Raw genomic sequence first — 13,803 nt, forward strand, 5'->3', positions numbered from 1 at the left:
TTAATCTTTTTTCTTACCAAGGATGGAGCCTAATTTGGAATTTCTAAAACAGAACATTAGAAGTACGCCGACAGCTGTATAGCAAACAAATGATGCCAACAGAACATAAAGGTTTGTTTCCTTAAACATATTCTGGAATCCAGCATTCTGTATCTTCGGAACAATAACCTGCATGTTATACACCCAATATCCTAAAGGAGCAATAATCCCAATAGCAATAAACCATATTCTTCGCGTAATATAGTCCTTACGGTCGGATCTCCAATTAACGATATTTGCGACAAAAATTGCTATTGCAAGAGCGATTACAACGACAATCGCTCCATATACCCATGCGTCAGCCTGTGCTTGCTGAACCTGAGGTAGAGTTCTGATAACTGTATTCATAGAATTTAATATTTATCTGATTTAACGTATATACTATATAATACCTTCCCTTTTAGTTGGTTAATAAGTTCTGGATCAAAGACACAATTCTTCAAACTTTCCGAAATGGAAATATTAGTCTGTCCATCACTAGTAATAGAATCAAAGTTAAACATATCAATGTTGTTATCTATGATGTTCTCAAGACTGTTAATTACAATGTCGATTCTAAAATAATTGTACGGTTTACCAGTTAAATCATCGTTAGGTGCAAAGTTATTAATGTCAAAGTAAATGTCTGTCACACCATGCTTTTTGAACTCATCTTTATCTACAATTAAGAAGTTATCAATGGCAGGACCGGCATTCTCAATTTTTTCCGCCCTTTCGTTAGATTCTATGATATTGTAAAGGTTGAAATACTCATCATTTATATTTATAACTCTCACATCAATGTCTGAAATACGATAACAGCCAAACGCATTTTTATTGATTTTCAGACCGCCTATAAGTTTCTCTCCGTTAGGCAGCGGATTGCCTTTGTCATCATATGCGTTTACGATAAGGTTTATGATGTTTTTCCAATCTACTTGCCAATCTTGAATTTCATACGCCCCACAAGATGTAACATTAGCCGCTACAATTTCGTTGGATACGGAAATCTTTCCATTTTCAGGAACTATCCAAGGATAATTACCACTCAAATGAAACTCATCCACCTGTGGAAATTGTTCCATATCTACTATTTCTTTTATTCTATCGTAGATATTTCCCTGAATTCTATCGTCTGTAAAGATGATATAGAATCTTTTTTTGCTATATACTTTTCCATGATATTTTTCTTGAAATGGTTCTGCAATAATATGAATATCATGCCCTTTTAATAACCACTTCTTAAAAGCGTTGTGCATGTATGGATTGTTGGGATTGTTTTTGGTAGCAGTTTGTGTAAAAAATTCACCATCGGTTAGCATCACAGATTCACCGTCCCGTTGAGCCATTTGCTCTATAGCTTTATCAAGAGCTGCATAATTAACTTCTGCCACATTATTAAGGAGATGGTAAGTATCTCCATCTTCTTGAGTAATGGTATTACCTTTAATAGACCAGTATTCTTTCGTGGCGGCAGTTAATGGAGAAACCATTTTCTGATAAAACGAAGAAGTCATGCCGTTGGCAATACAATTAGAATAATCTACATATAACGCCAACTTATCATTGGTAATACCTATCACTTCTTCATTATTAGAAAGTCTATGAAAATCTGCAATGTATTTTGTGTCATACGGGACATTATCATTTTTGCATGATACAAGCGAGACACCAGCAATGATGACTCCCAATACTACTACAAGTAGCGATATTTTAGTATTTGTTATCATTTTCATTATAAATTATTGCTTTATTACCTCTCATCTCTTGGATAGAGATAAGAAGTACCTATTTGTATCTAATACAGAGTGTCTTGAAAGAAGAGAAATCTCTATTTGCTCAACAAATAGGCATAAATAAAATCATATAAGAGTGGATAATTGAATTTTTTGTCTTATTTCCTACAGATTATGGTGTGTTTTTCAGTTTTTCTTTCTACCTTTGTATTTGGATAAGTATCTCTATCCAAGAGATTTGGATAGTTGCTAAACAAAAAAGCCCCAATACCAATCGGTAAAGGGGCAATTATCAGAGGCTTTTAAGGATAAGGGAGTTGGCTTTATCAACAACAGAGGTATCAAGACTGGCAAGATAAATCTGAGTTGTGATTTCCGAATCATGTCCCATTCCTTCACTGATTACACTTATCGGAATACCTTTTGCTTTGGCGGCAGATGCCCAACTATGGCGGGCCACGTATAGCGTCAAGGGGATTGTTACACCTATCATTTTTGCTATCTTTTTCAGGTTATGATTGATGTTGTAGCCTATGTTGCGATAGGTGCATCGCTCATTGATGTCAGGATTACGAATTACAGGTAACAGATAGTCGCTTTTGTTTTCGGTGTACTTATCAAGAATCAACTGCATTTCCTTTGTCCATTCAATAATCAACTGTTGTCCGGTCTTACGACGACGGTACGTTATGTATCCGTTTTTAAGGTCTGTCTTTCTCAGAAAAGCCATATCAATAAAACTCATGCCACGGAGATAGAAACTCATCATAAACATATCACGGGCAAAGTCCAATGCTGGAGTTAATGACAACTCCAATGCTTTTATTTTCTTGATGACGGATAAAGGTAATGCGCGTTTTACCGTTTTATCAACACCCGTATAGACATGACGAAAAGGATTGCGATTTTCGATGATGTCATTCTCTACCGCCCGATTATAGACTGCCCTAAGAATACGGGTATAGAACGATATGCTGTTTGGGGCAACGCCCCGACTTTTATGCCATGCCTCGAAGTTTTCCATTACTTCGGAAGTGATGCAGTCAAGCATAATATCTTCCTCCTTACGGAACTTTTTGAAACTATTGAGAGTAGCCCTGTAAGTTTCTGAAGTTCGTACCTTGCCATTCTGTTTTAGTTTTGCAATTATGCTTTCCATGTAATTGAATAAAGAGTATTCTTTGGAATAACGGTTAAACTCGTCTATTACATCATCAGCGGTATATATCAATCCGTTAGCATCAAGTTTACGGTCAATTTTCGTCAGCCGTTCTACATCCCAGCGAATCCTCTCCCGAATTGAGAGAATTGTAGAACTACGCTCACTTTTCTGATTGGTAGTTACCATTGAGCGGTTTTCGTCCCATTCCGAGGATAATACTTTGTAATCTGTCAGGAGCTGTCGCACCTTTCTTTCATGGATAATCTGATAGTAGATAGTTCCCTCTCGACCAGTGACAGTTGAGGAACGGAATTTTACTTTAACTGTTGCCATATATTTAAATAAGTTCTCTTGTTTTACTCTAACGGATTGGATTTACTATGTAAATATATAGCTAAATAACCTGATAATAAATAACTTAAATATGGGAAAAATTGGATTTTTGTGTGATTTTATGGGAATGATTACTAAGAACACAAAACGTGTCTTGGAAAATTATATGAGTAGAATCCCAAACAGAAATCTTTAGTCATTATTGATAGCGTGTTAGGGCTTTTCTTGGTCAAGACCCATTTTCCCGTGCAAAGGTACTGCGGACAGGAGGAACGTCAAGTGACGCTTCGCTTTCGGTCGGAGGGCTTGCCGACAGCCTTCCGCAAATTTTCTCATTCTTCCAAAATTTGGGTATTCCGTCCGCGCTCTCTGACCTCACACTTGCCTAATCCTCCCTATTGCCCGCAGGGATTACCGCACGTAAAAACGGTTCTCCCGACCAAGAAGCCAAAAGGCTTCAAACAAAAGGGAAAAGTATTGAAACCTAAAAATATAAAGGATTATGCGAGTAAAAAGAATGACCATCGAGCAAGGTAAGCGAGTAAGAATAAACTGTTTCCCAAACTTCCACGCAACAGGAAGCATCAGAGGTATGAAACGACTGTTTTATGGTAACGATTGTTTATTGGTGCGTTGCGGTAACTACATCTATAATGTAACCACCCAACCACAAATCTATTATCAAGCAACTTTCTAAAATTTAACAATATGGACTATCAAGAATTATCAAGAGCAACGACCTCCGAAAGAGACAAGGCATTTGCCTTAGAGTTTGCCAACTTTGTGAATGGTGGTATGTCATCCGCTGACCAGACGGGCAGGGAAATGACCAGAGCACACCGATACCTACAACAACAGATGTTCAAAGTATTTGTTGGATTCATGCGCCAGTTGGCATACAACTATCAGAAAGGACGTTATGACCAACGTAATGAGTGGGCATCCAAACTTGCATCCGAGGCATACGGACATTTGGTTAAGTGTGAGCTTATCTATGACCCCGAATTTTCTAACCCTAAAGCAGAGTGATATGGACGAGAAAGACTTTCCGGAATATGGACGGCAATGTGAGCTGATAACCCCGTGGCGCGGTTATCATCGTGGTACGATAGTAGCCAAAACTGCAAGAGGTTTTACCGTACAGTTCAGTAGTGGCGCAGAGATAGATGTTTATGAGGACGAAATAGAATTTGATTGATATGTGCAGATTAATGACACCCCAATTAGTGGAAGCCTTGAAGGATTTTCCACTTTATTCCCAGGACGGCAAGGGAAGAGAAGCTGTTTGCCGTGCGATATTCGCTCTCGGTTCAATCCGGTGGTACATCCTTGAAGGAGAAACGGAGGGTAAGGACACCATCCTCTTTGGTATCGTTATCGGAATGATGGAAGATGAATATGGCTACATTTCACTGGACGAGCTTTCGGAAGTGGAGCTTGACTTAACGAGACAAGGCTTCGGCAAGTTGCAAGTCCGGCAACAAGAGGATTTCAAACCTGCCAAGTTGAGCCAACTAAAAGATGACAGGTTGCAACACTTCCTTGCAAGGTTTGAATAGTAACTAACCAGTCAGCCGTAGCAGATTCGTTACGGCTGACACAACCATTATATATGAGTATGAGCAAGAATAATACCATTGATAAGATAACCGAGTGTGCCGAGAGCAAAGGCTGGAATGTAGGCTTAGACACCCAACAAGAGAAAGGCATTTTCGTTTTTGAGTTTTCAAAATATACTCCTGCAGGGCAGGACTTTTCCTTTTCGGCAACGATGAAGGATAATAGTCTTGACTCTTTAGTGGCTGATATGGAGGAATACTATGAAGGCTTCGAAGTGGATTCGGAAACTTATCTGTGGTTGGATGATAACGGACACGGAAAGAATGGTGCGCCATATCGTATGAAGGATGTATTGGCAGATATGGAGGCAGCGAAGAAATATATTGAAAGTTTGCTTGATGCTATCAGAGATATTGATAAAGTATGAACAGCTAATGAAAAGACAAATGGTAGGCGAAATCTATGGTATCGCAGCCAAGAATGGCTGGAGTGTATCTATGAGTGTGAAAAACGGAATCCGCAGTTATGACTTTCAGCGGAAAACCCTCAGCGGTGTGGCTTTTAGCTTCACCGCTGAGGTCAAAGATGATAAGGTCAGCAGCCTTACGAATGAGATTGTATCTTTTGCGGATGCAATCCATCCCGACATTTGTGCTTGGGAATGGATGATAAAGTCCGGGGCGATGGGCTCGTCCCGGTATCTGCAAGCTGTGGCGGATATGGAGGACATTCGCACCCAAGCGTGGCTGTTGGCTTGCGACCTGTCTGAATTGTCGGGTGAAAAGCCTATTTGGTCTGTATTAACCAAGAATGGGCTTAACTGAATAGAAAACTGCGGGGATGCCTGTCAATGGGTATCCCCTTGTCGTTTGCGCCCTTTCTTCGGAAGACCGGCTGCTTTGTAGGCTATCAAATCGGCTCCACGGAAGGCTGTCTTGACTTTATCGGGTGACCTTACGAATGGCAAGGACTTTGTGGGATGATTGATATAGGCATAGATGGTACAGCGGTGGACACCGAAGTATCGTGCAGCCTCACTTACTGAGTAGGTCTGTTCCGGGATTATTATTGCGAAATCTTTGTGTATCATAGCTGTTTTTCCATAAAGGTAAACAGATTATGGCTATAGCACAAGACGTTAAACAATGGAATATCTTGTAATTCATTGGATTATGTCGTAATTTCTTGGATTCGTCTCAAATTCTCGGCAGTGTACTATGGTCAACGGATAAGAGTACAATTTTTCAGGAATGAGAAAGGCATATATTTGAAGGTTGACAGCGTTGACAAAAGAGCCAATGCCTGAATGTTGTAAAAATGAGATTCAAAAGCCATTGTAATACAATATATTATCTTTTTTTCTTCAATAAAAGGATAAAAAGTATATATACATACTTTTGTCAACGTATGGCACCTGATTTTAAGAGGAATGGAAAAAGTGGCTACGTTTGTCAACGTTTGTCAACGCAACATTTTTATATAAAGTCATTGATATAATGCGATTTATGCTTTGTCAACGCTGTCAACCGTGAAATGTGTACATATTATTTTTTGAAAATGCACAAAGAACAGGTCTATGATATGAGTATTTATTCGTTGAAATAATATGATGGGGAGGAATAGTCTGGTAAACACAGGCATACAGACATTCTTGTCGCATGGCAACAAGTTGTTATTTGCCAAGAACGACAGGTCTGCCTTGGACCGAACACGATAAGACCACAAAAAGATATGCAGGTTGATCGAGACTTCGCTACGGCACTTGCATATCTTCGCTTACGGCCATATCGTTATGGAGTTCGGTCAAATGTTTCTACAACCATTACACTATGGAGTGGGGGGCTTCCATTTCTTTGTATGATTAAATCCGGCTTACCTCTGCGGATATTCTTTTGCAAAGGTTCTGTCGGTATTACCAAACGGCAAACCGGGAACGGCAAATCCCCCTCAAACAAGTTGAGTGTATTTGCTGTTCCTTCATTTGCCTTATTGCATATTATGCCGGCAAGCCCAAAGGAGGCACGTATTATACGGTCAAGAAAGTCGAGAGGATGGAAATGAGTGTAGCCAACCTTTACGGCTAAAGGAGCAATTAGCCCCTTTGGTCGTAAAGTATTGTTTTTCTTTATAAGACTTCATATAGAGGATGGATAATGTGTCTTATCTGCTTTGTAAAAGCTTTTCAGGATTTTCCAATTCCCCTACCAGTACATCCACAGTTGTGCATGGCTTATGTTCTTTATAATCTTCGTCACCTTCAAAGAAAGAACGAAGTCGTTCTGCATACCGTTTGGCTAAATCTTCATTACCGATGGTAGTCAGCATCTTATAAACAGATACATCATTTTTCTTGTATTCATAATTCTCATATCCGGGATGCTTCCGTACTTCACCTTGTAATTTTTCAATGTAGTTATGCCGACTGATTCCTGCATCTAAATATTGAAAATGAAGCAAATACCAAAGTTCAAAAGCTTCATTTGTCCATGCGCTTTGAAACGAATAGGATGTCGCTAATTGGATTGCTTCATTGAAATCTGTAAAATCATCCTTGTCAAAAACCACCCAAACACGGTCAAATGGCAACTGACGTTTCCGCTCCAGCTCATCCTTGATTTGAAGTGTCCGTTTTACAAGTGCGCAAGTTGATTTACCTTCACCTACTATTTTTTCATCCCGGACTTCCGAATACCTGTCTCTGACTAATGCCTGAAAATAGTTTGGTTCGGTACGTGAACCTTCACATACGATCAAGAAACGTACAATTTTTGAGCGAGTGTTTTCTTTACGCTTCTTGGCTGCCTTGGCTTCCCGTTTCTCACGTTTGAGTGCTTCAATCTTATATTTTGGTAATAATCCCATAATAAAATCATTTTAATTCAGGAATGGAATGGCTCCATAACGTCCGTTAATATAGTCCTTTTGAACACTGCGGTCATTCCGAATTTTTGTGCCGTTTTCATCCTTGAATTCAAGCAAGGAATAAAGGTCAGTCGATTCGGTCTTGTCTTTCTCGGTAAACCAAATCTGGTCGCGACGCAGATAAGCAAGGTTGAGCAGATTGGTGTCGTGAGTAGCAAAGATGAGCTGGGCACCATGAGGGTTAGTCTCAGGGTTCATAAATAGCTGAAGGATGCTGCGAGTAAGAAGGGGGTGTAATTTGGCATCCAGTTCATCTACAATCAGTACTTTACCTAATCGAAGCGTGTCAAAAATGGGACCGGACATTTCGATAACCTTTTTTGTTCCTTCAGATTCCATTTCGTCCTTATCAAAAGTACCAATTCCGCTTACATTACCTTGTTCGTCATAGATGTTATGGGTCGTTTTGGCTTCCATTATTTTTTTACCCTTCAATTCTTCTACCAACTTGGAGCGTAATGCTTCTGGAATTTGCATCTTCCCTGAAATTGTTTCGTCCGAGAATGATTTTTCTGTAACCAACAACTCATTAAAACCGAGTTGGGTATGATGGAAAAATTCCAAAGCCTGTCTGCATCCCTCCAAATGGTTGCTGAACATCTGGAGTGTGAAACCTTCATATCCCTGGCTATCCATTCCAGAAAGGTAATTGCAGTTGTTGAACCAGTCCAAGATACGCATGGATTTTGCACCGTTTAATTGGGCCACCAATGAAACGAACAGGCGATTGGATGGAGTGGCACCCTCTTTGCCCATTCCTTCCGGGAAACGGGTTTTTGATACCTCAAATTCATTATCTACCCGTAGGAATAGATTGAACTCACGTTGTCCGGCACATTTTTCATATAGCCATTCCTTACAAATATGGGTTTTATCATAATCAAATCCATATCGATATTTTACATCGTCCAGCAGAAACTGGATTTCAAACGAAGTCGGAGCATTAGCCGAGGTCAAATCCAGTTTGAATGGCTGAAAATATAATTCATCGGTAGGGTTCAAACGGACACTGCCTAACAAGACACTCCTCATTGTCATTAAAGCCAATAGGACATTACTCTTTCCGCTGGAATTGGCACCATACATCACTGCTGCCGGCAATAAGCGATAAGATTCCTTTTGGATAACAGATTCTTTTAATTCCTTGATTGAACCTGCTTCCATACTAAGCGTTTTTTCGTCTCTGAATGAACGAAAATTCTGGAAAGTGAAGTTTACTAACATTGTATTCTTGTTTAATATCCGTACAAAGATAACGAATAAAAACGATTCTGATGTGATATTTTGTGAAAATCTCTCATTTATCATTATATGCAACTCTATTTTATCATTAAAGATAGCGTTATAAGTCAAATGACAGTTTTTATACACCTTCTGAATCTTGTGCGTCAGATACCATTTCCGTTTCCAGTTCCAAACCAAACGCCTCCTTTAATTGCAGATAATCGAAACATAATGCTTTCGGACGGTTTACTTTTACTTTCCGAATCTGTTCATTATTGACAATCTCAATCGAATAATCAGGCAAGCCACTTGGTAATAAAATCGTGAATCTGTCCTGCTTCAATCCAAGAAATGACGAATGGGATTTCAGATATGAAGTGATAGTGGACCAGTTGGAACGGTTTGCGGTGGCGTTCATATTCCGGCTATTGAACAAGGACGCCACTGCCGCCATATTCAAATAGAGGATTGGACGTGCCTCTTTGAACTCAATATCTTCTTTGACAGAAATGGGACGGAAGGATTTCATATAGCGGATGCGGTAATGTGCCTTATCCACACATTTCCCTGAAGTCTGGAACCCTTGCAGCATATTCCAAAAGTCAGCCACTTCGGAACTTTCCTGAGCCAGTTCGTTCTGACTGCGGACTCCCTTGACTGCCGTTTCAAATAAGTCTGCATAACTGAAAGGCATATCCAATACCGTTTCCAAAGTTCGGTAAGCAGCCAATGGGATGACCCAGTTCCCGAAAATACGGTCATGGATATTCCCATTCTCGAATTTTACAGCCAGTTCCCTCTTGGTGATGGAATAGATTTCCGGAAAATTCTTCTCGAACAGTTCCCGATGATTTAATATCTCTATCGTTAAGTGGGTCAGCCCCATATTGCAGAGCGCGACCAAGTCCTCATAGTTCCTTTTCTCCACCTGATTGAACGATGTCTTGGAGAATGCCAGGAATATGACACGGGTATAGAGTGCCATATCCTGCGTAGGCTTGTCCTGACCACAAAGGGCAACACCGGTACTTACAATGGTCTGTGCCGCCATTCCGTCCGTATTGGTGTTCTTTTTGGTCTGACCGCCACCACCCCAAAGCCCTTTGAGGTAGGCAATCTTGCGGATGTCAAGGTCGTTCTTATATTCATCGAGTACCACAAGCGTATTTACAGCTTGCGATACTCTGTCGTTCATAGCTGGAACGGAAGTAACACCAAGGTTGGGCGGATCCACTCCGTGCAGAAAGAAAGACTGGAGCGAAGTGGCCAAAGTGGTCTTACCTGTTCCTTTCTCACCGAAGAGGTTGAGTATCGGGAAATGCCGGGTGCGCCTGAATATAATGTCACGAAACAGGGTGGCAAGAAGATAACACAAGGCGATAGAGGCGTTCTCGCCGAACACCCCAATCAGCCTTGACGCGAAATCATACAGTTTTACGCCATTGCGGTTCTCATGAACCATCAACCGCTCAAACTGAAAGATTTCCTGGTTGTGTAGATAAATCTTGGAGGTCGCCGGGATATAGAACGCCTTGCCGTTGATGCCGCGGACAATACCCAAATCATCGACATTCTTGAATGAACCGCCATGCAATATGCCGTTACCGAAAGCAAAGAACTCTTCGGAGGCATTCCAGCCCAACTTACGGATACGTTCCGCCGTATCGGTCTTAGAGTATAAATACTCCTTAACCCGGTTGAGTTTGTCTATCTTCGCCAGCCATACATAGTTACCTAATGACCCGGCTTTCTGTTGGAAGTTGCTCAACGAACAGAGTTCCGACTCTTTCAGTTCAATGACCCGGCACACGTCATACATGTTTCGCATCCGAAAGATTCGGGTGGCGTTGTTCTCGTCCTCGATATGAAACAACGGTTCCATGATGAAGTTGGAGATTCTTGCCGGTTCTTCTTCCTCTTCGCCAATGGCATAATAACAGTTTTCCCGGATAAATAGCCCGAACTGGCGTAATAGTTCCGCTTCACGTTGCATTTCGTTCATGGACGAACCATGTTCCTGCTTTTTTCGCGCTTCTCCACGTGCTTGTGTTACAGCGTCGCGCCACAACTTGACCTTGCCGTGCAGTTTGGCCAGTTGTTCAATGCACTGGTCGAAAACGAGTTGGTCTTTCACGTAGCGTAACAGGTCTGCGATTTCAGCCACGTATTTTCGCTCTTCCACCAAAGAACCGGCTATGCAGAAGCGTTTCTGTGCCAGCCACACGATAAAATGTTTTTCCTTCAGGGAAGAATAGTCCTCCTTGCAATGGATGTAACTGTCCGCATCATTCTTTCCGTTTTGTTCCGCAAATGGCAGTTCCCTGACCGTCACGTGGAATCCTTTCTTTATTGCCGAAGCCCCGTTTGCCATGACCGCTTCAAATCCCGGCCCGTATTGTTTGCCATCTGTGGTGTCCGAGTCCGGTATGAAGCAAAGTGAAGAGGTAAACCTTTTCAGTTGTTCAAACTGGCTGTCCGTCCATGCCGTACCAAGAGCTGCCACGGTATTCTCATAACCAACGGACTGCATTCTTAGCACATCCGGCGCACCTTCTACTACAATGAAGTAGTCGGCATCCCGTTGCCTGCTTGCCCGGTCAATACCGAACAGGGTTTCACCTTTAGAATAAATAATGCTTGTTGAAGAGTTGATGTATTTGGGGGCTCTCTCATTGTTGCCTATATATCGGGCAGTGTAAGCGATGATGCGTCCCCATCTGTTACGGACGGGAATCATAATGCGTTGTCGGAACATGGCGTATATACCGCCATCCTCACTGCGCTTGAACATTCCAAGCTCGAAAAGAGATTCCTCATTGAGTCCTTTTACCCGGCAATACTTCATGAATGTATTGCCATCTTTGGGAGCATAACCGATTCCTGCGATGGAACAGAACTCTTCCGACCACCTGCCGTAAGCGTATTCACGGGCAGTCCGGCTTTCATCCGGCATTTCCATCCTCAGGTTTTCTACAAAGAAACGTTGCAGATGGTCAAGGATGACAAGAAGTGATTCTTTATGCCTAGCTTCCAACTGTTCTTCTCCACTGCGTTCTTCATCAGAATACTCTACCGGTATGCCGTTGTTCTTGGCGATAAACGTCACAGCCTCCATGAAGGTCAGGTTCTCTTTCTCCATGATGAAAGCGATGCCGTCCCCTCCACGGTTACAACTGAAACAGTGGAACAGATTCTTGCTTGGAGTGATCGCAAACGAACCTGTCCGTTCCGAATGGAAAGGGCAAAGCCCCATCAGCGTCAGACCTTTTCTTGAAAACCTGACGTAGGGTTTAAGGATGTCTTCAATGGGAAGATTTCTGACCTTGTTGATGGTGGATTCGCTTATCATAATGTTTTGAGAAGGTTCCAACATTCGATGATTGACTGCCCTGAGTATTTGGGGCGGCAAAGGTTTTGGGGATTAAGCGGCTTGATATAGCCATTATCCCTGTATTTACGGAGTGTCTTGTGGCTTACGCCCAGTTCCGCACATGTGCGTTTGACTGAATAGACACCTTCCGGGTCGCATGTTGGCTTTAATTCCTTCATCTGTCGGTACGCTATTGTTCTTGTTTTAGGTTAAAAGTAACCACATTATTGTTTATATCTTCTTCCTTTTCCTGTTATTGCCAATCTTTTCTTTTAATGGAGGCTCCATGTAATCTTGCACGGTACGCTGTAAAATGCGAAGGTCTGAAGTCCTGTATTCCACCTTTCCGGGTCTTTTGTAGGATTCAATTTTCCCTTGCCGCCTCCATCTTTCGACATTGCGCCTCCCAAACATTTCGTATGCCTTTCTTTGGCTAACATATTCGGGGTCGTTGCTGTCCGCTTTAATCATCCCGACAATTCTGGCTGCAAGGTCGTTTAAGAAGGCATCGTATGGAATCAACCGGTCTAATACTTGGAGTATTTTCATATCCATATAATTAGGTCGTTAATCAATACGTTTTACGGTGATAGTCATGTTCTCCCTGTTGGTTTGGGTCTTGTACTGCCGGTTATAGATGGCACCCAACTCGGAGGCTTGGGTACGGACACTTTTCAACTTGGAAATGGGGAAGGTGATTGATTCACCGATCTTGAGGGCGGTGAGAGCGGGACGAATTTTTACCACATTTTCTACCATAATACTTGGATGTTTAATGTTTAATGTTTAACTTTGCATATACTAATCAAGTGTATAACGCTTGCAAAGTAACATAATAATGTTTAGGTAGCCAAATAAATATTTGATATTTTTTGGTTTAATCTCTATTTAATGATTGAAACCTATGGAAATGAACATCAAACATGTGCATGTAGGTGCCGAAATCGAGAAACGGCGTGTCGAACTCGGACTTTCCAAATCTGAGTTGGGGCGCAGGATTGGTGTGCCGCAGCAGCACGTAAACCGCATCTTGGAGAGGGAAACCATGGAAACAAACCGTCTCGTTAAGGTGAGTGAGGCCTTGGATTGTAATTTCTTCTCTTTCTTCTGTCCCATTCCGCAACCGATTTCCGCCAATTGGGGAGCAGTCTCATTACAGGGAAACGCTCATAATATAATAGGTAATGCCGAACTTGCAGTTCAGCTGGAGAAAGAGCAATCAAATACAGAGAATCTAAAAGAAACTATAAAGCTCTTGAAGGAGCAGATAGATAGTTTGAATGCACAGATAAACCGTCTTGATTCCAACCTGAAGGATAAGGACGCCATTATTGAACTATTAAAAGAAAGGAGATAAAAATGTAACATCAAACAAAAACACTGTGGCAAATATGAGGATTTGCACAGGGTAAATACGGATGTTTACACCGGAACAGTAACCAACTGATTATAAAGATTAAATTGTTGTGGCGATTGCT

At 41.5% G+C, this 13,803-nt stretch carries 17 protein-coding genes; 7 read left to right on the plus strand and 10 right to left on the minus strand.

Going from position 1 to position 13,803, the window contains the following annotated elements; translation table 11 throughout:
* The 3 genes from ACYQ0C_RS11050 to ACYQ0C_RS11060 all read right to left on the minus strand — a co-directional run bounded on the left by ACYQ0C_RS11050 (position 1) and on the right by ACYQ0C_RS11060 (position 3,249).
* Complete coding sequence (locus ACYQ0C_RS11050; RefSeq protein ID WP_025076845.1) at positions 1 to 387, minus strand: hypothetical protein; 387 nt, start codon at positions 385 to 387, stop codon at positions 1 to 3.
* 5 nt (positions 388 to 392) lie between these two features.
* A complete protein-coding gene (locus ACYQ0C_RS11055; RefSeq protein WP_025076844.1) occupies positions 393 to 1,754 on the minus strand; it encodes a hypothetical protein in 1,362 nt (453 codons plus the stop codon).
* 292 nt (positions 1,755 to 2,046) lie between these two features.
* Positions 2,047 to 3,249, minus strand: a complete 1,203-nt coding sequence (locus tag ACYQ0C_RS11060) for a tyrosine-type recombinase/integrase (RefSeq protein WP_025076843.1) — start codon at positions 3,247 to 3,249, stop codon at positions 2,047 to 2,049.
* A 502-nt stretch (positions 3,250 to 3,751) separates the two neighbouring features.
* Here ACYQ0C_RS11060 and ACYQ0C_RS11065 point away from each other — a divergent pair.
* Genes ACYQ0C_RS11065 through ACYQ0C_RS11090 form a run of 6 tightly spaced genes read left to right on the plus strand, consistent with a single transcriptional unit; the run spans position 3,752 to position 5,633 of the window.
* On the plus strand, positions 3,752 to 3,946 hold the full coding sequence (locus ACYQ0C_RS11065) for a hypothetical protein (RefSeq protein WP_128811892.1): 195 nt from the start codon (positions 3,752 to 3,754) through the stop codon (positions 3,944 to 3,946).
* A gap of 11 nt (positions 3,947 to 3,957) precedes the next feature.
* Positions 3,958 to 4,278: a sulfide:quinone reductase gene (locus ACYQ0C_RS11070; protein ID WP_257463621.1), complete on the plus strand. Its 321-nt coding sequence runs from the start codon at positions 3,958 to 3,960 to the stop codon at positions 4,276 to 4,278.
* A gap of 1 nt (position 4,279) precedes the next feature.
* Positions 4,280 to 4,447 (plus strand): hypothetical protein, encoded by a 168-nt coding sequence (locus ACYQ0C_RS11075; protein ID WP_025076842.1) that lies wholly within the window; start codon positions 4,280 to 4,282, stop codon positions 4,445 to 4,447.
* 1 nt (position 4,448) lies between these two features.
* Positions 4,449 to 4,808 (plus strand): hypothetical protein, encoded by a 360-nt coding sequence (locus ACYQ0C_RS11080; protein ID WP_025076841.1) that lies wholly within the window; start codon positions 4,449 to 4,451, stop codon positions 4,806 to 4,808.
* A 59-nt stretch (positions 4,809 to 4,867) separates the two neighbouring features.
* On the plus strand, positions 4,868 to 5,236 hold the full coding sequence (locus tag ACYQ0C_RS11085) for a hypothetical protein (protein WP_057249910.1): 369 nt from the start codon (positions 4,868 to 4,870) through the stop codon (positions 5,234 to 5,236).
* A gap of 7 nt (positions 5,237 to 5,243) precedes the next feature.
* Positions 5,244 to 5,633: a hypothetical protein gene (locus ACYQ0C_RS11090; protein ID WP_128811888.1), complete on the plus strand. Its 390-nt coding sequence runs from the start codon at positions 5,244 to 5,246 to the stop codon at positions 5,631 to 5,633.
* 23 nt (positions 5,634 to 5,656) lie between these two features.
* On the opposite strand, the gene ACYQ0C_RS11095 is transcribed toward ACYQ0C_RS11090, so the two are convergent.
* From ACYQ0C_RS11095 to ACYQ0C_RS11125, 7 genes are all read right to left on the minus strand, one after another.
* Positions 5,657 to 5,899, minus strand: coding sequence for a helix-turn-helix domain-containing protein (locus ACYQ0C_RS11095; protein ID WP_057249836.1), 243 nt, complete (start codon positions 5,897 to 5,899; stop codon positions 5,657 to 5,659).
* Between the two features lie 1,070 nt (positions 5,900 to 6,969).
* Positions 6,970 to 7,671 carry an RloB family protein gene (locus ACYQ0C_RS11100; protein ID WP_025076837.1) on the minus strand — a complete coding sequence of 234 codons (702 nt, stop codon included), beginning with the start codon at positions 7,669 to 7,671 and terminating at the stop codon, positions 6,970 to 6,972.
* Positions 7,672 to 7,683: 12 nt separating this feature from the next.
* Complete coding sequence (locus ACYQ0C_RS11105) at positions 7,684 to 8,955, minus strand: AAA family ATPase (RefSeq protein WP_025076836.1); 1,272 nt, start codon at positions 8,953 to 8,955, stop codon at positions 7,684 to 7,686.
* Positions 8,956 to 9,094: 139 nt separating this feature from the next.
* Positions 9,095 to 12,304: a DNA primase gene (locus ACYQ0C_RS11110; RefSeq protein WP_025076835.1), complete on the minus strand. Its 3,210-nt coding sequence runs from the start codon at positions 12,302 to 12,304 to the stop codon at positions 9,095 to 9,097.
* Positions 12,301 to 12,504 carry a MerR family transcriptional regulator gene (locus tag ACYQ0C_RS11115; RefSeq protein ID WP_081023366.1) on the minus strand — a complete coding sequence of 68 codons (204 nt, stop codon included), beginning with the start codon at positions 12,502 to 12,504 and terminating at the stop codon, positions 12,301 to 12,303. Before ACYQ0C_RS11115 ends, ACYQ0C_RS11110 begins: the two co-directional genes overlap by 4 nt.
* Before the next feature lie 52 nt (positions 12,505 to 12,556).
* Entirely contained in the window at positions 12,557 to 12,874 is a 318-nt protein-coding gene (locus ACYQ0C_RS11120; RefSeq protein WP_025076834.1) for a hypothetical protein, read from the minus strand.
* A gap of 18 nt (positions 12,875 to 12,892) precedes the next feature.
* Entirely contained in the window at positions 12,893 to 13,084 is a 192-nt protein-coding gene (locus ACYQ0C_RS11125) for a hypothetical protein (protein ID WP_025076833.1), read from the minus strand.
* A gap of 145 nt (positions 13,085 to 13,229) precedes the next feature.
* Here ACYQ0C_RS11125 and ACYQ0C_RS11130 point away from each other — a divergent pair, with 145 nt between their 5' ends.
* Complete coding sequence (locus ACYQ0C_RS11130; protein ID WP_025076832.1) at positions 13,230 to 13,682, plus strand: helix-turn-helix domain-containing protein; 453 nt, start codon at positions 13,230 to 13,232, stop codon at positions 13,680 to 13,682.
* Positions 13,683 to 13,803 lie beyond the last annotated feature (121 nt).

This window comes from Phocaeicola sartorii JCM 17136 = DSM 21941 (genome assembly GCF_054653615.1).